General features: G+C 49.6%; 18 protein-coding genes and 1 pseudogene. 7 read left to right on the forward strand and 12 right to left on the reverse strand.

The genetic code is table 11. From position 1 onward, the window contains the following. Window positions 1-14: 14 nt before the first annotated feature. Window positions 15-266 (reverse strand): DNA-directed RNA polymerase subunit omega, encoded by a 252-nt coding sequence (rpoZ, locus tag NX720_RS10130; RefSeq protein ID WP_262600990.1) that lies wholly within the window; start codon window positions 264-266, stop codon window positions 15-17. 290 nt (window positions 267-556) lie between these two features. On the opposite strand from rpoZ, the gene NX720_RS10135 reads away from it, so the two are divergent. The 3 genes from NX720_RS10135 to NX720_RS10145 all read left to right on the forward strand — a co-directional run bounded on the left by NX720_RS10135 (window position 557) and on the right by NX720_RS10145 (window position 4,594). Then, a complete protein-coding gene (locus NX720_RS10135) occupies window positions 557-2,338 on the forward strand; it encodes an aminopeptidase P family protein (protein ID WP_262600991.1) in 1,782 nt (593 codons plus the stop codon). An 85-nt stretch (window positions 2,339-2,423) separates the two neighbouring features. Then, a complete protein-coding gene (locus NX720_RS10140; RefSeq protein ID WP_262600992.1) occupies window positions 2,424-3,236 on the forward strand; it encodes an alpha/beta fold hydrolase in 813 nt (270 codons plus the stop codon). Window positions 3,237-3,517: 281 nt separating this feature from the next. After that, window positions 3,518-4,594 carry a hypothetical protein gene (locus NX720_RS10145; protein WP_262600993.1) on the forward strand — a complete coding sequence of 359 codons (1,077 nt, stop codon included), beginning with the start codon at window positions 3,518-3,520 and terminating at the stop codon, window positions 4,592-4,594. Between the two features lie 121 nt (window positions 4,595-4,715). Here the strand turns inward: NX720_RS10145 and gmk are convergent, their stop codons facing one another. From gmk to NX720_RS10160, 3 genes are all read right to left on the reverse strand, one after another. Next, window positions 4,716-5,333, reverse strand: coding sequence for a guanylate kinase (gmk, locus tag NX720_RS10150; protein WP_262600994.1), 618 nt, complete (start codon window positions 5,331-5,333; stop codon window positions 4,716-4,718). A 32-nt stretch (window positions 5,334-5,365) separates the two neighbouring features. Continuing rightward, window positions 5,366-6,229 carry a YicC/YloC family endoribonuclease gene (locus tag NX720_RS10155; protein ID WP_262600995.1) on the reverse strand — a complete coding sequence of 288 codons (864 nt, stop codon included), beginning with the start codon at window positions 6,227-6,229 and terminating at the stop codon, window positions 5,366-5,368. A 132-nt stretch (window positions 6,230-6,361) separates the two neighbouring features. Beyond that, on the reverse strand, window positions 6,362-7,534 hold the full coding sequence (locus NX720_RS10160) for an RNA-guided endonuclease InsQ/TnpB family protein (protein ID WP_262600996.1): 1,173 nt from the start codon (window positions 7,532-7,534) through the stop codon (window positions 6,362-6,364). Between the two features lie 65 nt (window positions 7,535-7,599). On the opposite strand from NX720_RS10160, the gene tnpA reads away from it, so the two are divergent. After that, entirely contained in the window at window positions 7,600-8,028 is a 429-nt protein-coding gene (gene tnpA, locus NX720_RS10165) for an IS200/IS605 family transposase (RefSeq protein WP_262600926.1), read from the forward strand. 144 nt (window positions 8,029-8,172) lie between these two features. Here the strand turns inward: tnpA and NX720_RS10170 are convergent, their stop codons facing one another. Further along, entirely contained in the window at window positions 8,173-9,255 is a 1,083-nt protein-coding gene (locus NX720_RS10170; RefSeq protein ID WP_262600997.1) for a hypothetical protein, read from the reverse strand. A 335-nt stretch (window positions 9,256-9,590) separates the two neighbouring features. On the opposite strand from NX720_RS10170, the gene rph reads away from it, so the two are divergent. After that, window positions 9,591-10,307, forward strand: coding sequence for a ribonuclease PH (gene rph / locus NX720_RS10175; RefSeq protein WP_262600998.1), 717 nt, complete (start codon window positions 9,591-9,593; stop codon window positions 10,305-10,307). A 92-nt stretch (window positions 10,308-10,399) separates the two neighbouring features. On the opposite strand, the gene NX720_RS10180 is transcribed toward rph, so the two are convergent. The 7 genes and pseudogenes from NX720_RS10180 to NX720_RS10205 form a co-directional block, all read right to left on the reverse strand. Beyond that, entirely contained in the window at window positions 10,400-10,621 is a 222-nt protein-coding gene (locus NX720_RS10180) for a hypothetical protein (RefSeq protein WP_262600999.1), read from the reverse strand. Between the two features lie 261 nt (window positions 10,622-10,882). Beyond that, a pseudogene (locus NX720_RS27070) lies at window positions 10,883-11,068 on the reverse strand (C2H2-type zinc finger protein); the annotation flags it as partial. Window positions 11,069-11,080: 12 nt separating this feature from the next. Further along, window positions 11,081-11,215: a hypothetical protein gene (locus tag NX720_RS10185; protein WP_262601000.1), complete on the reverse strand. Its 135-nt coding sequence runs from the start codon at window positions 11,213-11,215 to the stop codon at window positions 11,081-11,083. A gap of 64 nt (window positions 11,216-11,279) precedes the next feature. Then, complete coding sequence (locus NX720_RS10190) at window positions 11,280-12,236, reverse strand: ABC transporter substrate-binding protein (RefSeq protein ID WP_262601001.1); 957 nt, start codon at window positions 12,234-12,236, stop codon at window positions 11,280-11,282. A 46-nt stretch (window positions 12,237-12,282) separates the two neighbouring features. Next, entirely contained in the window at window positions 12,283-13,272 is a 990-nt protein-coding gene (locus tag NX720_RS10195; RefSeq protein ID WP_262601002.1) for an ABC transporter permease, read from the reverse strand. Window positions 13,273-13,277: 5 nt separating this feature from the next. Beyond that, window positions 13,278-14,771 (reverse strand): sugar ABC transporter ATP-binding protein, encoded by a 1,494-nt coding sequence (locus NX720_RS10200; protein ID WP_262601003.1) that lies wholly within the window; start codon window positions 14,769-14,771, stop codon window positions 13,278-13,280. A gap of 48 nt (window positions 14,772-14,819) precedes the next feature. Next, window positions 14,820-15,470 carry an L-fuculose-phosphate aldolase gene (locus tag NX720_RS10205; RefSeq protein WP_262601004.1) on the reverse strand — a complete coding sequence of 217 codons (651 nt, stop codon included), beginning with the start codon at window positions 15,468-15,470 and terminating at the stop codon, window positions 14,820-14,822. Between the two features lie 171 nt (window positions 15,471-15,641). Here NX720_RS10205 and fucK point away from each other — a divergent pair, with 171 nt between their 5' ends. Continuing rightward, window positions 15,642-17,060 carry an L-fuculokinase gene (gene fucK, locus NX720_RS10210; protein ID WP_262601005.1) on the forward strand — a complete coding sequence of 473 codons (1,419 nt, stop codon included), beginning with the start codon at window positions 15,642-15,644 and terminating at the stop codon, window positions 17,058-17,060. Continuing rightward, window positions 16,993-18,747 (forward strand): FGGY-family carbohydrate kinase, encoded by a 1,755-nt coding sequence (locus NX720_RS10215; RefSeq protein ID WP_262601006.1) that lies wholly within the window; start codon window positions 16,993-16,995, stop codon window positions 18,745-18,747. Before fucK ends, NX720_RS10215 begins: the two co-directional genes overlap by 68 nt. Window positions 18,748-18,756: the final 9 nt, after the last annotated feature.

The raw sequence follows: 18,756 nt of genomic DNA on the forward strand, positions 1-18,756 counted from the left end.
GGCTTTCCTGGCTGTTAGCTTTCTACACCAGCCAGAAACATAGCGGCATCGTCTTCATCAACAATGCGCTCTTCAACAGAGCTTGCAGATACCAGGCCGTCGGCAATTTCGCGCAGAGCCATTACGGTTGGTTTGTCATTTTCCCAGTCCAGCTTTGGTTCTTTACCGCCAATGGACAGCTGACGGGCGCGCTTGGAGGCAACCATAACCAGTTCAAAACGGTTATCAACGTTATCCAGGCAGTCTTCTACGGTTACTCGAGCCACTACTTCACCTCTCGTTATTTAGAAAAACGGTTTTCTTTCGCTATGGCTGCTTGAGTCATCGAGCCGCCAGTCTATCGACGTGATATATTTTTGCCGACATTAGAGTCTACTTTACGACCTGTTTTCAAACAAGTGCGTACAATATCCAGGGCATTAAAACCGGAAACGACTCATGACGTTATCGGTTCCTTTTTAATTTCCGGAAGGCAGGCTCTGCCAATGGTATTTCCAACAACTTAAGGGTTATAGTTCCGGAAATAATTTCAAACTAAAGTCATTCGGAGTAGATCATGAGCAGTACACAAGAGAAGCTCACGGCCCTGAGGTCCGCCATGAGTGCCAGCGATATCGATGCCTGGATTATTCCCAGCTCTGACCCTCACGAAAGTGAATACACGGCAGAACACTGGGGGGGCAGGGCTTGGCTGTCCGGTTTTACCGGTTCAGCGGGCACTGTGGTCGTATTGAAAGATCAGGCCGCGCTCTGGACCGATGGCCGTTATTTCCTGCAGGCGGGGCAGGAGCTGGAGAACTCTGGCATTGAACTGATGCGTGGCGGTATGCCAGAGGTTCCGGCCATTCACGAGTGGCTGGTCGATACTTTGCCCGAAGGCAGTGTAGTCGGCTTTGATGGTAAGGTCATGAGCCATCACCAGACTGAGAAGTTACTGGCAGCCTTCGCTGACAAAAACATCACCATCGACGTTGAAAAGGATCTTCTGGAAAACATCTGGAAAGGTCGTCCAGCCATGCCCGCGACACCGGTATTTCTCCATGACGACAGCATTGCTGGCAAAACCAGAGAAGAGAAGCTGGCTGAAGTCCGATTGGAGATGACTAAAAAAGGTGCCAGCCACCTGCTGATTACCATGCTGGACGATATTGCCTGGCTGCTGAACCTACGCGCCAGCGATATTGAATGCAACCCGGTATTCCTCTCCTATATTCTGCTGACAGATACCGAAGTAAAGCTGTATATCAATAGCAGCCGCATTGAAGATGACGCTTTGCAGGCCTTAAAGCAGTCGGGCATAGAGCTGCTGTCTTACGATGCCATCGCTGACGATATTCGCAACCTGGGCAGCAACACTCACCTGTTGATGAATCCGGCGTCCACCAACCAGTGGCTGGTCAATGCACTGCCAGACTCCGTCAAAATCATTAAGGCCGCCAGCCCAACCCTGCTGCTGAAAGCCATTAAAAACGATGTGGAAATTCAGCGCACGGGCGAGTGTCATCAACGGGATGGCGCAGCGGTTGTCCGCTTTATGCGCTGGCTGGACGAAAATATTCCCGGCGGTGAAGTCACCGAACTGTCACTGGATGAGTGCCTGCAGGCCAGCCGGGCGCAGGCACCCGGGTTTAAGGGGCCAAGCTTCCCGACGATTGCCGGTTATGCTTCTAATGGTGCCATTATTCACTATCGTGCCAATGAAAAATCCTGTCAGAAGGTTGAGCCAAAAGGCCTGCTGCTGGTTGATTCCGGTGCCCAGTACCCGGACGGCACCACCGATATTACCCGAACCTTTGCCTGCGGCCCTGTGACTGAAGAAGAGCAAAAGGACTATACACTGGTTCTGAAGTCACATATCAACCTGGCAAAAGCCCGCTTCCTGAAAGGTACACGAGGGATGCAGCTGGATATCCTTGCGCGCCAGCCAGTCTGGGAAGCCGGACAAAACTATAACCACGGCACCGGCCACGGTATTGGTTACTTCCTGAACGTACACGAAGGGCCGCACAGCGTCAGCCCTAAATGGATTGATCAGCCTTTGCAGGTGGGTATGTTACTCACCAATGAGCCTGGCATGTACCGCAGTGGCAAACACGGTGTACGCATTGAAAACGTCATGCGTGTCGCTGAGGACATCACCACAGAGTTTGGTGAGTTCTACCAGCTGGTTCCAGTCACACTGGCACCGATTGATACACGACCCATTATCCGGGAGATGTTGACCCAGCCTGAAATCGACTGGCTGAATCAATACCATGACAGGGTTCGTGAAGAGTTGTCGCCACTGCTCAGTGGTGCTGATCTTGACTGGTTGAATAAAGCCACTCAGTCATTCTGACGGTCATTCTTCCCGGCTTTCAGTCCTGAAAGCCGGGTGTTCATTCTACGCCCTCATCTCTTTACAAGAAAAAAGGAGGCGAAACGTGGGAAAGCAAGCCATTGGTGCCATTACCCTGACCTTCCTGGCCGGGCTGTCAATTAACTCGCCAATGGCTTCAGAACCGGAAGTAACCACTCATTTCGCCGATACCGGTGTCGCTTATGTGGAACAGGGAAATCTAACCAGTCACTACCGAATAATTTTTATACACGGCTCGCCGGGCAGCAAAGAAGGCTATAAAGATTATCTGGAAAACCCCTGGCTTTTGAAGAATGCTGAGTTAATTTCTGTAGACCGACTGGGTTATGGCCAGTCTCCGAAAAAACTTGAAGCCAGTCTGGACTCGCAATCCAGGTCTATCGAACCACTACTGACTAAAGACAAAATCAATATTCTCGTTGGTCACTCACTGGGGGCAACGATTGCCCTTGATCTCGCGCTGATGGTTCCCAAACGGGTACAGGGGATGGTTCTGATTGCTCCCGCACTTGATCCCAAACTTGAAGAACCTAAATGGTACAACAGACTGGCAGACACCAGGCTCGTCAAAGCTTTTCTGCCTGACCACTGGAAAAAATCAAACGGAGAAATGATGCCGCTGGCCAATGAGCTTTCGAAGCTGAGTCGCAAAGACTGGCGTTTGTTAGATCCAGTGCCTGTGATTTTGATTCATGGCGATGAAGATAGCATTGCCGATCCTGATAACTCTGTATTCGCCATTAAACGTTTAAAGGGTAAGGGAAAGGAGCTGGTAAAAGTCAAAGGTGAGGGGCACTTTATCCTATGGAAAAATCCCTCCAAAATTATTAACGAGATCAAAAAGATCATTAACGCTATCGACCTTAGTCACCCTTAGGGGCGCAGCATTCAATAACTTACCGGGCTGTTGGCTTTTGGCTATTAGCTGCTCATACAGCCAACCGCCAACAGCCAACAGCCAGCAGCCAGCAGCCAGCAGCCAGCAGCGGTATATTATGTTCTGCTGCTTCCCTTAGTGAAGGTGGTTAATGACATCCTCCCGCAGAAAAAGATGCTACTTTACAGCCAGCCATTTCAGATCACTACCACGGGAGAATAAGAGTGAAGACATACAGGCTGTCGATAGTACTTATCACCTTTTCGCTGTTTATCTTTTCCTTGATGATTCGACCAGCGAACGGGCAGGGCAAAGACTTCGAGTTGCAACCCGTTTATAACGATGATTCTGATGAGCAGCCTGCGGAGCAAGATAAAGCGTTTAAGCAGAACAACGAAGCCAGAAAACGTAATTTGTACTGGCTTACTTTTTCTGTCCCCCATAATGATTCCGGTACAGGAATCTCAGAAAGAGACGTCAGTTTTCTTGTAGAGTTATCAGGCCCCGAGCGAGTGATTACCCAGCAAGATAGCGTTCCGCGACACCCTGCCAGCCTTTCAGCCCAAGGGCGCAGAATAATCACAGACCCTGCGAATCAACCATGCTGCTCCCATGACATAGTCCAGGAAACACCCCGCCAACCTGAAAGCGAACACCACCCCGCCCCAATACGCATGAGCCGGGAGTCCATCGATACATTTATCATGATTGCCCGATCATTAAGGGGGCATGTACACCGGCTGATCGACCAGAGAAACTGCCTTCAGGATTTACTTCAATTTGCTCTCATCTGTAGCAATTGTCGAAGACGTCATCATACCAGCATTATGTGCACCTGTGGCTGTGGAGTGATCTGTGGATTAGCATCTTCAAAGGTAATAGCGGATGAATGTGCTGTATCAACGGCCGTGCAAGCCTCAGCCTCGGCTGCATCTGCTGTATGTTGTAGCCTGCTATGTTGTTTGACAGTCGCCTGTTGCTTCAAGCACGTACACTTTCAACCGTCTGAACTCATTATCTCCATCAAACACGAACTGCCACCTTATGGAAAACTACCGGAAACAGGCATCAGAGAGGATGTGCAGGAAGGCCTCAGGAGAATAATCTCCAGTTTTGACAGGATCGGCTCATCGCCTGCTTTGATTTCACTTAACTCAACCGCTCATAACAATGGAGTCATAGTAACAGACCTTATTATTGAGATAAGAGCACCATTTGAAGCTCGCAGCCTAATGACTAAATTTCTGAAATATTACGGGCTAACAGACATCATGAATATTCAGAACATTATGATAGGTTACAGCTTTAATAATAATGATTTTGAATTGTCTGATAGCGAGTTTCAAAGCCAGCAGTAGAAATATCTGAGAAACTCCCCCTGATTCGGCAACACTCTGATTACCGGGTCAGGGGGGAAGTTGAAGACCTGCCGGCTTACAACCCTGTCGGACTTTGATAGAGGCAGGCTATGTTCACCGGTTAATTCAGCAGACCTTTGATAAGGTCAGCCTTGTAGTGTTGCATCCAGCCAATCGCCAGACGGCGGCTACGGATAATGGTTTGCAGGTCTCGCAGAGCCAGGTCAAACTCATCATTGATCACCAGGTAATCAAATTCGCCGTAGTGAGACATCTCATTCACTGCCTGAGCCATTCGGCGGTCAATAATGGCCATATCGTCGGTCCCACGACCGATCAAACGCTCACGCAACGCTTCCAGCGAGGGCGGCAGAATAAAAATACTGACAGCATCAGGCATCAGGCGGCGAACCTGTTTAGCCCCCTGCCAGTCGATTTCCAAAATAACATCTTCACCCTTTGCCAGTTGTTCGCGCACCCAGGTTTCAGAGGTTCCGTAGAAGTTTCCAAACACCTCCGCGTGTTCAAGGAAACGACCTTCACCCAGTTCTTTCTGGAATGCTTCCGTTGAGACAAAGTGATAATTTACACCATCTACCTCCCCCGAACGTTGTCCACGAGTGGTATGGGATACCGACACTTTTACGTGCGGCGTAGACTCTACCATTGCCTTAACCAGACTGGTTTTTCCGGCACCGGAAGGTGCTGCAATAATATAGAGTTTGCCTTTATTCGCCATGATTGCTCCAACAGCCGGGCAGCTGCCCAACATTATTCAATGTTCTGAATCTGTTCTCTCATCTGTTCGATTAATACCTTGAGGTTCACCGCACTCTGGGTCAGTCCGGCATTGATCGACTTGGACGACAACGTGTTGGCTTCACGGTTCAGTTCCTGCATCAGGAAATCCAGCCTACGACCAATGCCGCCTTTTTTGTCCAGTGTTCGCTTTACTTCCAGGATATGAGTATCAAGACGATCCAGTTCTTCATCAACGTCCATCTTCTGGGCAAGAATAATCATTTCCTGCTCCAGACGCTCAGGATCAAGCTCTGCTTTAGCTTCTTCCAGACGATCCAGAATTTTCTGTCTCTGAGCTTCAATCAGCTCAGGCAGAACACCACGGATCGTACTGACCTCTTCGCTGATGCCATCCAGCCGGGTCAGCACAAACTGCTTCAGTTCGGCGCCCTCACGCTGGCGCATGTTAATCAGCTGAGTAATCGCCTGTTCAAATGCCTTCAGGGCTGCTGCATGCACAGGCGCCAGATTGGTTTCTTGGTTCTCCATCACGCCCGGCCAGCGCAGGATTTCCAGCGGATTAACACCTGAAGCGTTGATGAACCAGGTTTCAACCTTGTTAACGGCGCTTTGCACATCTTCCAGAACCGCTTCATTCAGGTTCAGCTTCTGTGCACCTTCAGCCAGCTGCAATCTCAGACTGCATTCAATCTTGCCGCGATTCAGCTGCCTGCGCAGAATTTCACGCAACCCCGGTTCAATTTCGCGAGCCTGTTCCGGCAATCGAAAATGCGGTTCAAGGTAGCGATGGTTAACAGAACGAATTTCCCACACCAGACTGCCCCAGTCATCCTGGACTTGAACACGGGCAAAAGCGGTCATACTGGAAGTCATAAAAAAACTCTTTTCGTACAGTTGTACTCAACCATGAGGGTGAGCAAACAAAAGATTAACCCTCTCCGGAAGGGATGACACAATCTTTTGCAGTGACTGCTCCCCACCCTATCGGGTGAGGCTTCTGATTTCTTAGGCAGCAACCGACAGTCTGCCGGATTTACGCAAGCCTCCATCAGCAGAAACGGACAGTCCTTCCGCCTTTAATTTCAATATGCCTTGCTTCTTGATATTGCGAGCTGCATTAATATCCCGGTCATGGATAGCACCACAGCTACACTCCCATGATCGGATTCTCAATGGCATTTTTTCCTGTTTCAAATCGCAGACTGAGCAAGTTTTAGAGGATGCAAACCACTGGTCTATCTTCACCAGATGTTTACCTTCCTGCTTTGCCTTGTATTCGAGTTTGGTTATCAGTGAGTGCCAGCCAGCATCAACAATAGAACGAGCAAGACGCTTGTTCTTGAGCATGTTTTTAACTTTCAGTGTCTCCACAATCACCGCTTGGTTTTCGTCGATGAGTTGTTTTGATAGCTTATGCTGAAAATCATTACGGGCAAAGGCTACACGCTCATGCGCCTTTGCCACCAATAAACGGGCTTTGTGCCTACCTTTTGAGCCTTTCTTGCAGCGAGATAGAGCCTGTTGTTTTCTTTTCAGGTTACGTTGGGCTTTTTTCAGAAAGCGAGGATTGCCAGTCTTATGGCCGGTACTGGTGATAGCCAGATCAGTAATCCCCATATCAACACCGACAACCTGATTAGCTTCAAGATTATCAATCTGTTTTGGTTGTTCCTGGGTATCATCAGCCAATATGGAGGCAAAATACTTGCCGGTTAGCGTTCTGCTCAGGGTGATAGACTTCACCTTACCCACTATTTCACGATGCACTTTAGCCCTTATGGGCTTGCACTTGGGGATTTTTATCCAGTTATCGCCCACAGAGACAGACGTACAATGGTAGCTACTTTGCTTGCCATGCTTTTTCTTGAAGCGAGGAAATCTTGCCTGCAATTTGGGATTGAAAAAGTTTTGAAAGGCCGTATCCAGATTGATAGTGGCCTGTTGCAGTGCAATAGAGTCAGCGTTTTTCAGCCATGAGTACTTTCGGCTTTTCTTGGCTTTTGCCAGCAAGGGCTTCAGGTGTTTTTTGGGAGAAAGGCTCTGCCCACGAACCTTGTAATAATGAACCTTAATAGCCAGGGCCTTGTTCCATACGAACCGCACAGCATCAAACTGACGGTCGAGAAATTCCGCCTGCTCTGATGTTGGATAGATTCGTACTTTGGTGGCTCTCAGCATGGAATGTTATTTCAGTGCTCATTAATATAAGCTTTATATTACAGGTATTTGAAAGAGGTTTTCAAGTGAGCACACACAATAAAGATTTGCTTAAAGGGTATCTTCGCAAACGACATAGCGTTACCAAGCTGGTTGTTCATTTGGTGTTCACGACAAAGTACAGACGAAAGCTTTTTGATGGCTATATGATCAAGCAGTTACGGGAGTCGTTCGAGAGTGCATGTGAAAAACTGGAATGCCAGTTACTTGAAATGGATGGCGAAAAAGATCACGTACACCTGTTGGTGGCCTACCCACCAAAACTGGCTATCAGTGTCATGGTAAATAATCTCAAATCAACATCATCAAGACGGTTGCGAATGCTGAATACCCACCTTACTGCTCAGAGCAAAGCAGGCTTAATGTGGTCAAGGTCTTACTTTGCTTGCAGTGCTGGCGGTGCAACTATCGAGACTCTGAAGGACTACGTTAATAGCCAGAGTACACCAGATTGATGGCGGAAGGCTCTGCGCCTTCCCGTCTTATATCCCCGCCCGCATTGGGCGAGGGTTTACAACGATTTTGCTAACCCGCCCGGCGGGGAGGATGTCAATAGTCACTAATCATGGAAACCATCTCCAAACCTGAAGGAGGTTCATTCAGTTTTCAGGATAAAATATTTTCAATTCAGGCAAAGAAGGAATAAATATACTTTGCATTGTTTCATGTGCGGTTGCATTGACTTTAACAAACCTGTTCAACGAAGCAAGCCATGAAGTCACCATTAACGGAAGTCCGGCAGCCACTATTGTGGTTAAGCCTTTGTTGACAGAGAACATTGCAGGAGCTTGAGATAATGCAGCAGCTATGCTCCCGGTTAACGCTATGATAGCGACTCCGGCTCCGGCTCCAACTGCGGCTAAGGTTAAGGCTTCGGCGTTGCATACGACTCCGACTAAGGCTGGGTATAATATTGAGTTTCCGGCTCCGAAAAAGGCTCCGACTCCAGGGCTGGGTATGGTTATGGGTATAGGTATTATAGGTATGGGTATGACTCCGTATTTGGCTACGGCTGTAGCTACGACTAAAGCTCCGGCTTCGGCTACGGCTACAGCTACGGCTACGGCTCCAGCTTGTTCCAGGTTACTTACCTCATCCAGACTTTGAAGAAAAAGATAAAAAAACGTAGAAATCAGTGCCGTACCTGCCGAGGTGATCATCACAGCTTCTGGGCTGTAATGAAATGCCTGCCTGATCTCATGCCATTGAAAGAGACTTATCATTACCATGATGGTTGATGCTACACCAAACAGCACATAGGCGGCCATTGAGTTTGTTTGATTTGATTCAGCTGAGTAATGAGCAGCCGTGTCTGCCATCATTTGCGCTACATGCGGGTAAATCATATAGGTCACCGCCCAGCGCATATTGAGAGCTGACAACTTGGGAAACTCGGGTAAATTAAGAATACAAACTGCCATGCCCGCGAAAAACGCCGTATTCAGATGCGACCAGACTTTTATGTTACCTGTTGGCCATTGAGATTTAATCAGATAGAGAAAGCTTGTGAGCTCCGGTGCAAAGTGCAGACAAAAAACTCTGCCCTGATCCCCGGGCGTTCTAACGACTTTATGACAGATGAATTCCAGCCCTGCAGAAAAAACAGCCCCGTTGAGCAGTACAAGCGCACTGTCCTGAGCAAAATGCTCGTCAATAAACTCTCCGTCATACGCTTTCGCCACAGGGGCGAATATTATCACGAATATAAACGACCAATGCTTTATGCGCACAATATCAGATACCCGTAATTTGATGACGTTTCCGCTGTCTGTGGTTAGTACTCTGCATGTATTTCAGGGTGCGGGCACACGATCCAGAGTAACTGTTAGCTGCCAACCTCAATTCTTCGTCCTACGATAAGGAAGGAGGCATATCCGGGCCAGAGGCCGAACGCACACTGAAAATTGTTAATGACAAACCCTGAAAAGGCAAGGTCGTGATAAAGAACGCTGCTAGCCTTCCTAACAGTCTGAGTTATAATCTCGCCTTTCCATTTCCGGCGGTAAAAGGTAATACCATGCGTCCAAGCGGCAGAACAGCTGATCAACTGCGTGAAGTTAAAATCACCCGAGAGTACACCATGCACGCTGAAGGCTCAGTGTTGGTGGAGTTCGGAAATACCAAGGTTATTTGTACTGCATCTGTCGATAGAGGGGTTCCACGTTTCCTGAAAGGCTCCGGACAGGGCTGGGTAACGGCAGAGTATGGCATGCTGCCTCGTTCCACCACCGAGCGTATGGGTCGTGAAGCGGCTCGTGGCAAGCAGGGTGGCCGTACTCTGGAAATCCAGCGCCTGATTGGCCGCTCCCTGCGGGCTGCCGTTGATATGAAAAAGCTGGGTGAAAACACCATCAATATTGATTGTGATGTGATTCAGGCTGACGGTGGTACCCGTACTGCTTCTATTACCGGTGCCTGCGTAGCCCTGGTTGATGCCATTCGTCACATGCAGCGCAGGAAGATGATCAAGACTGACCCATTTGTTCAGCTGATCGCTTCAGTATCCGTTGGCATGTACAAAGGCAGCCCTGTTCTGGATCTGGACTACCCGGAAGATTCCAACGCAGACACCGATATGAACGTTGTGATGACTGAAGAAGGTGGCTTTATTGAAATTCAGGGTACCGCTGAAGCCGCTCCATTCAGCCAGAACGAAATGACCGCCATGCTGGCGCTGGCGAAGTCCGGCATTGATGAACTGGTGGTTTTGCAGAAGAAGGCACTGAACGAGTAATTTCAGTGGCCTGCATCAGACTGGCTGTTCCGGCCAGCCTGATCTCCAAAGGCATTTCCCTATCGTAGGTATTTCGAATAAACGATCCGGGTTTATGATGGATCGCCGGTTTCACCCGACTTATCCGCAAAATAGTTATCAAGATCAATGGCTGGCAAGTCATCAATAAAACTAGCTATGAAGGCTGGCTTATAGTGGCCGGTACTCGTGGACGGCTCCTCGACGCTAGTCTGGGTCACAGTGGTTAAAGCGGTACAAGGCATGCGTTGTGTAATAACCACAGCACCGCCCAGAGGTGATGTAATGGTACTCATGGTGGTTCTGGCAGAGGACCGAGTGACTGCCGTTACCACGCCTGCAGACTCTATCTGAGAGTGTATCGTAGTGGCTGTTGAGTCAGCATGCTTCTTTCTCATATGTCTGGTGAGAGATGATGGAGCTGAATAGCCCTCCCCACAGACAGCGCAGTTATACCGCCTTTTCTCATGAACTCCTGTTATGTGCCTGATTAAGTCAGGACGTCGCGTAAACACCTTACCGCATTCCTGACAATCATGCCCCAACCCAGTATGAATTATCATGTGATCCCTAAGGTTACGCTCCCTGGAAAAGGCACGTCCGCAGTACTGACAAACAAAAGGCGCTTCACCTGTATGAGTACGAATATGCTCAGTTAGCAAGCCTTTCGCTCTAAGCTCTTTATTGCATATGTGACAAATATGACCTGGCACAACAAACTCCTTTAGTGGCTGTTCCCCCACATGAAAAGGCTGTCAAAAAAGGGCGTGAGCACTGAGATAAACCAACATCATCGTTCCCGCAAAGACGGCTGTCGTGGAGAAGGGAGCACCACGAACAGTCAGCAATTCCCGATGAATGCCGTAGGCCTTGGTTCTTGTGCTATCCATCTTCATCCAGACAGCAAAGCTGCACAATGCCGCTATGGATGCAGATGACCACTTCAGCGGCAGCTTAACCAGATGGCCTGATTATTTTTTGAATCTCTTCCTTATTGATATTATCGCCAGTAACCAATACTGCCAGCACATCAATCACTTTTTTTACATCATGACCGGTCAAAGCGTTGTACAGGGTTTTCATAGCTACATAGCCAATCTGGAAGGCGTCCTGAACAACCAGACCCTGTATCACTCCTTTTTTCAGGAAGCTAACAAGCGCATCACTGGAATCAAAGCCAACCACCTTGATTTTGCCAGCCAGCCCCAGACTGTCCACCGCTGAAGCCACTCCCAGGGTACTGGCTTCGTTGGTTGCATACACAGCTGACAGATCAGGATTCGCGCGAATAATATCCATCGTCTGGTTCATTGCCCGCTGTGGGTCGCCTTCAGAATACAAAGGGCTCAGAACGTTAATCGCCGGATACTTCCTTTTCATTTGCTTAGTAAAGCCGTCAACGCGATCAGCGGCCGTCATCGTACCGGCATTGTGAGCCACTACTGCAACTTTGCCCTTGCTTCCCAGAAGACCTTCCACAGCGTCAGCAGCCATAGCACCAGCAGCCTTATTGTCAGTGGCAACAAACGACACCGGGATATCCGAGTTTACGCTGGAGTCGAAGGTGACAACCGGCACCTTCTGAGCATGAGCGCGTTCAACCGAGGGCAGCAGCGCATTGCTGTCCAGTGCGGCCAGAAGCAGGCCATCCGGCTTTTGGGTCAGAATGTTTTCAACCAGCTGCACCTGCTGAGCGATCTGGGTTTCATCGGAAGGGCCGACGAAGCTGGTTTTTACATTCAGCTCTCTGGCGGCCGTGTCGGAACCCGCTTTAACCGTTTGCCAGAACTCAAGCATGAACCCTTTGCTGACAACCGGTATATAAAACTTTTCTTTGGCAACTGAAATCACCGATGCCGCCATGAGTCCTGCGGATAAAAGCAAAGGGATTGTCAAAGTGCGAAGATTCATGATGGTTCCCTTGTCGTTATTAATAATTAGTTCGTTAAAGGATGGCTTATCGCCGCTGCGCACGTTTGCGCTGGTTATCCAGAAAGACGGCTGCTACAACCACCACGCCCATTGCAACCATCTGCCAGAACTGAGAGACCCCCGTCAGATTGAGGCCATTTTTCAGAACACTCATAATAAAAGCACCTGTCACCGTTCCCCAGATTGTGCCAACACCGCCACTCAGGCTGGTTCCACCGATGACAACCGCCGCAATGGCTTCCAGTTCATAACCGACACCGGCAGAAGGCTGGCCGGAGTTCAGGCGGGACGCGAGGATAATGCCGGCAATGCCAGTCAGAAAGCCACAGACTGCGTAAACCATCAATTTGAAACGCTGAACGTTGATTCCAGACAGTCTTGAAGCTTCTTCATTGCTTCCAACCGCATAAATATAACGGCCAAAAACAGTACGACGGAGGATGTATGCTGCCACCAGCGCAACCACAAACAGGAAGATCACCGGATAAGGAATAACGCCAAACAGCTTACCTTGTGCCAGCATGCGGAATGCCGGGAAGTCGAGAAAGTAAATGGGGCGACCATCGGTGAATACCATGTTCAGCCCCCGAACCGACATCATCAGCCCCAGGGTAGCAATAAAAGACGGAATGCCCATTTTTGCCACCAGAACACCGTTCAACAGACCACAGAGCGTTGCAGCGGCAACACCAGCGGTCATGCACAGTATCAGAGGCACTCCGAAAGTCGCCGCAATACCGGCACAGACGCCTGAGAAAGCCATGACAGACCCCAGCGAAAGGTCAATCCCTCCGGTGACAATGACATAGGTTACACCAACCGCCATGATGCCAATCACCGCTGTCTGCAAGGCAATGGTCATCAGGTTGTCTATCGAAAAGAAGTAAGGACTGCCAACACTGAAAAAAGCGCAAAGCAATATAAGGCTCAGAAACGGTGCCAGCTTCATCAACAATTCGCGGTTGACGATAAAACCTGATGACTGTACCTGCTGTTTTTCTGTTTGTTCATGCATAACCATCAACCTTCAAATGTCGCATATTTCAAAATACTTTTCTGGGAGGCCTGTTCCCTGGACAGTTCACCGGTAATACGACCGTGCCGCATGACCAGAATTCGGTCAGAAAGACCAATAATTTCCGGTAGCTCAGACGAAATCATAATGATGGACTTACCCTGTTGAACCAGTTCATTCATTAATTCATAGATTTCATATCGGGCACTCACATCAATGCCCCGGGTCGGCTCATCAAAAATAAAAATATCGGACTCTCTGCAAAGCCAGCGGGCAATAATAATTTTCTGCTGGTTACCACCACTGAGGTTGCCGGCCAGTTGTTTCAGGCTTGGGGTTTTGATTCTCAAACGCCTGCTGAGTTTTTCCGCGACAGAGGACACTTTTTTCTCATTGATAACGCCCGGGACACTGGCGTATTTCGGGTAGTTACTGAGCATTGTGTTCGCCTGCACAGACAACCCCAGGGCGAGGCCTTCAAGCTTTCTGTCTTCAGTCAGGTAGCCAACACCGGCTTCTATGGCCTCTTCGACAGAGTGATTCATCAGCTGCCTGCGACCCAGCGTAATTTCGCCGCTGTCGATCGGGTCGGCACCAAATATAGCTCTTGCCAGCTCGGTTCTGCCTGCGCCCATCAGTCCCGAGAAACCAAGAATTTCACCGCGATACAGATCAAAGCTGACCGCGTCCAGCACGCCTTCACGGCAAAGGTTTTTAACTGACAGCGCGACCTGATCAGAAGTGACAGGCTGCCGGGGTGGAAAGAGGTTATCCAGCTCCCTGCCCACCATCATGCAGATGAGTTCATCCAGCGTCGACGCCTTATAGTTGACAGTGTTCACGTACTCACCGTCCCGCATGACCGTAGCGCGGTCGGCAATAATGGCCAGTTCTTCCAGACGGTGAGAAATATAAATAATGCCCACCCCCTGATCCCTGAGCCTGTTCATCACCCTGAACAGACAGTCGATTTCACTGTCAGTCAGAGCCGCAGTCGGCTCATCCATAATCAATATTCCGGAGTTGAACGACAGTGCTTTAGCAATTTCCACCATCTGCTGCTGAGCCACTGTCAAGGTGCTGACTAACCGGTCTGGAGCAATAGCCAGATTGAGACTTTCCAGCAGGTCGGCTGCAGCGCGATTCTGACGGTTTTCATCAAGAAACCAGCCTTTACGGTGCTCACGGCCAATAAAAATATTCTGAGCGACCGTAAGATGGGAGCAGAGATTGAACTCCTGATGAATGATGCTGATACCCAGGTTCCGGGCAGCCAGCGGCCCGTCAATAATGACCGGGCTGCCTTTGAAAATAATTTCGCCTTCATCCTTCTGGCAGACGCCGGACAGGATTTTCATCAGGGTAGATTTGCCTGCACCGTTTTCGCCGAGCAAAGCATGAACTTCCCCCCTGTAAAGATCAAAATCCACTCGATTCAGAGCCAGTACGCCTGGGAATCGCTTGGTGATTTTTTTCATCTCCAACAGGACATCTGACATAAGCTTGTTCCCCCGAACTGCGATTGAAACCGACCCAAACCCGCAGAATTAATCTTTCTCTCTTAATCCATATCCCTTGAATTTGCCCACCACCACATCAATTTCATCATCAGGCAGTAGGGGGATTTCCAGTCCGGTTTGCAGAAGGTTGACGTACAGCTTAGACAAAGTCTCCACTTCTTCCGCGAGCCACATGGCTTTGCCAAGCGTTTTTCCTGCCGCCGTCATGCCATGGTGCTGCATCAGGATGGCGTTACATTTCGAGAAGCCAGCAGCAACATGACCGGACAATTCACGGGTTCCGTAAGTAGCGTAAGGGACACAGGGGATGTCTTTTCCTCCTGCTGCTGCGATCATGTAGTGAATTGCAGGAATCGCCTTGTTCATGATCGCCAGGACTGTGCTGAACAGGGCGTGGTTATGTACCACGGCATTCAGATCAGAACGGGTCTGGTAAATGATTTGATGAAAGCGCCATTCGCTGGAAGGCACCTTACCGTTCTCATAGCCACCATTGTCGTGAACAAACACAATGTCGCTCTCATCCATCTGGTCATAGGCAATGCCAGAAGGCGTAATCAACATCCCGTCTTCATACCGGCAACTGATATTGCCTGCGGTTCCCTGGTTCAGACCTGAGCGGTTCATACTCAGACAAGCATCAATGATTTTTCCAGGCAGGCCACCTCTTACACTCATAAAACAGGCTCCTCTTTGTTGTAGCAAAACAGGGTCAGTGGTTATCAAGACCGGGACAGGTTTGTCTTGATTTGACTTTTTGACAGAAGCGGTTTTCTTTTTAGAGGCATTAGTTTAATCGTTTTCGAACAATCTGCCTGTTATCAGAACCGTTGCAGTAAAGGGGGAGGGATGAAGCAAGATGTTGTTATTGTTCTGGATTGTGGTGCCACCAATATCCGCGCTATTGCCGTTAACACCTGTGGGCAGGTGATAGCGAAAGCAACGCAACCCAACGCTACCAGCCCCTCTATAGAAAAACCTTCGTGGCTCATCTGGCCTTTGGATGAGCTCTTTAAAAAATTTTGCCTCTGTTGCCAGGACGTCGTAAAAACCATCAACCCTGAACAGGTAAAAGGCATTACAGTCACTACTTTCGGGGTAGACGGAGGACTGGTTGATCGCAACGGAGAACTCATTTACCCGGTGATCAGCTGGCAATGCCCACGTACCAGTACTTTCATGCAAAATCTCGGGAAATACCTTAACCCTGAAGACGTAACGATTCGCTCCGGGGTCGGACATTTTGCCTTCAATACTCTGAATAAACTGATCTGGTTTAAAGAAAACCGTCCGGAATTACTGGCCGATGCCCGCGGCTGGATGTTTATCAGTTCCTTATTCACTCACAGGCTTACGGGGCGGATGACCAACGATGCCTCCATGATTGGCACTGCACAGCTGACAGACCTGAAAACACAGTCTTTCAGTGAAACCATTCTTTCCGCACTGGACATTAGCACGAGTTTTTTTCCGGGGCAGGTACAGGCAGGAGAAGTGATCGGTGTATTGCTGGCGGAACCTGCGGAAAAACTGGGCTTGCAACCAGGCATTCCAGTGATATCCACAGGTCATGACACCCAATTTGCGGTTTATGGTTCAGGAGCCAGTGAAGGTCAGCCTGTTTTATCTTCAGGTACATGGGAAATTCTGATGGCTCGTACCCAGAGGGTCAGCTCATTATCGCCCAATAGCCTGGCTGATGGGTTCACCTGTGAATGGGACGCTCAAAAGGGCTATTACAACCCCGGCGCTCAATGGCTGGCATCGGCGGTACTGGAATGGATCGGCAAACAGTTTTATCCAGAGCTGAAAGGTTCAGAAAAGTATACCGGTATGATTCGTGAAGCTACCAATGTGCCACCAGGCTGTGACGGCGTGAGTATCAATCCGGATTTTTTCACCGATGCAAACGACAAAGCCCCTGGCAGCATCAGAGGCCTTACTCTAAACACTCAGCGCGGTAGCATTTACAGGGCCGCTCTTGAAGGACTAAGTAACAAGCTGAAAGCAAACCTTCATCAGCTTGAGCAGCTAGGGAATTTCTCAGCGGCTGAATTGATACTGGTGGGCGGTGGTTCAAAGAATCAACTCTGGAATCAGATCAAAGCTGATTCATTACAAATCCCCGTTAAAGTGCCCAGAGAGGCTGATACCACGGCACTGGGCGCTGCCATGTTCACCATGGCAGGCGCAGGATTGTTTGAAAACCCTGAATCGGCCAGAGCTGCGTTTAACCTGCAGTACCAAACCATTAACCCCGGCAGATAACGGTTTTCAGAAAGCAGCCACCGGGCAATATGCTATTTTGGTATCACTATTTTTTGATATCTCTGTTTCAGTTGGCATCAGGCAGCGTTTATTGATGGGACAGCACTTGTATATCGGCGTTGATGTTGGCTCCGGCAAAGTCCGGGCCGGGCTGTTCGACGCCACCGGGAAAAAACTGGCACATTCAGACCATCCGATCAGGCAGTTCCGTCCGGACCGGGATTTTGTAGAACAGTCGTCGTCTGATATCTGGCGACAGGTCTGCCATGTGGTGAGAACCACTATTGCCGATGCAGCCATCAAACCGGAACAGGTAAAAGGTATTGGCTTTGATGCCACCTGTTCACTGGTGGCTGTTGGCCCTGAAGGCAAGCCAGTCACCGTATCGCCCTCTGGCAACGACGACCAGAACATCATTATGTGGATGGACCATCGCGCACTGAAAGAGGCGGCAGAAATCAATGCCACCGGCAGTGAGGTGCTTAAATACACAGGCGGTGAAATCAGCCCCGAAATGCAGCTGCCAAAACTGAAATGGTTAAAACGACACCTGCCAGACAGCTATCAACGCGCCGGGCAGTTTTTCGATCTGGCTGATTATCTGGTTTATCGTGCCAGTGGGCGGAAGGTTCGCAGTGTCTGTACCCAGGTCTGCAAATGGACTTACCTGGCTCATGAACAACGCTGGGACCCATCTCTGCTAAAGCAGCTTGATCTGGACGACCTGATCACCAGCGGCAAAGTTGGCCACACCATTCTGGAACCGGGCACTGCTGCCGGAACACTGACAAACGCTGCCGCCAGCGAACTGGGGCTGACCACCCACACGACGGTTGCCGTAGGCATGATTGATGCGCACGCCGGAGGCATCGGCACCATTGGTGAGAATCCCGAATCGACTCTGGTCATCGTTGGAGGCACATCCTCCTGTCACATGGCCGTCAGCAAACAACCTATTTTCGTGGATGGTGTCTGGGGGCCCTACTGGGGCGCCATGGTTCCGGGGATGTGGCTGAATGAAGGGGGCCAGTCGGCAGCTGGTTCCCTGATTGATCATGTGATTCAGGACAGTGCCTTTTACCCGGAATTAAAAAAGATGGCCGCCAGCCAGGGCCGGAGCGAGTACGATATTCTGAATGAAGAAGTACTGCGTCTGGAAAAACAGAACCCTCACTTTACCGCCCACTTTCATCTACTTGGTTACCATCATGGTAATCGTTCACCCCGTGCTGACCCACATCTTAAAGGAATGGTGTCCGGCTTATCCCTGAACAGAGACCTGAGTGAACTGGCAAGAGTCTATATGGCTGCTATCCAGTCAGTGTCGTACGGCACACGTCACATTATTGAAACGATGAATAACTCTGGTCACCAGGTCAGCCGCATACATATGTGCGGCGGTGGCACCCGAAATCCATTATGGCTAAGAGAGCATGCCAACGTGACCGGTTGTGACGTGATTCTCAGCAAAGAAGACGAAACGGTCATGCTGGGTTCAGCCATGCTGGCAGCCACAGCCTGTGGTGACTTTAACAACCTGACCGAAGCCATGACAGCCATGTCAGCCACTGGCAAAGTCATCAAGCCACAGGCGGAGACCAGAGCTTTTCATGATGCCAGGTATCGGGTTTTCCACGAAATGTACGACGACCAGTTGAAGTACAAAGCCATGATGCACAACTTCTGACGGAGAGTG

This window comes from Endozoicomonas euniceicola (assembly GCF_025562755.1).
Classification (GTDB): Bacteria; Pseudomonadota; Gammaproteobacteria; order Pseudomonadales; family Endozoicomonadaceae; genus Endozoicomonas_A; species Endozoicomonas_A euniceicola.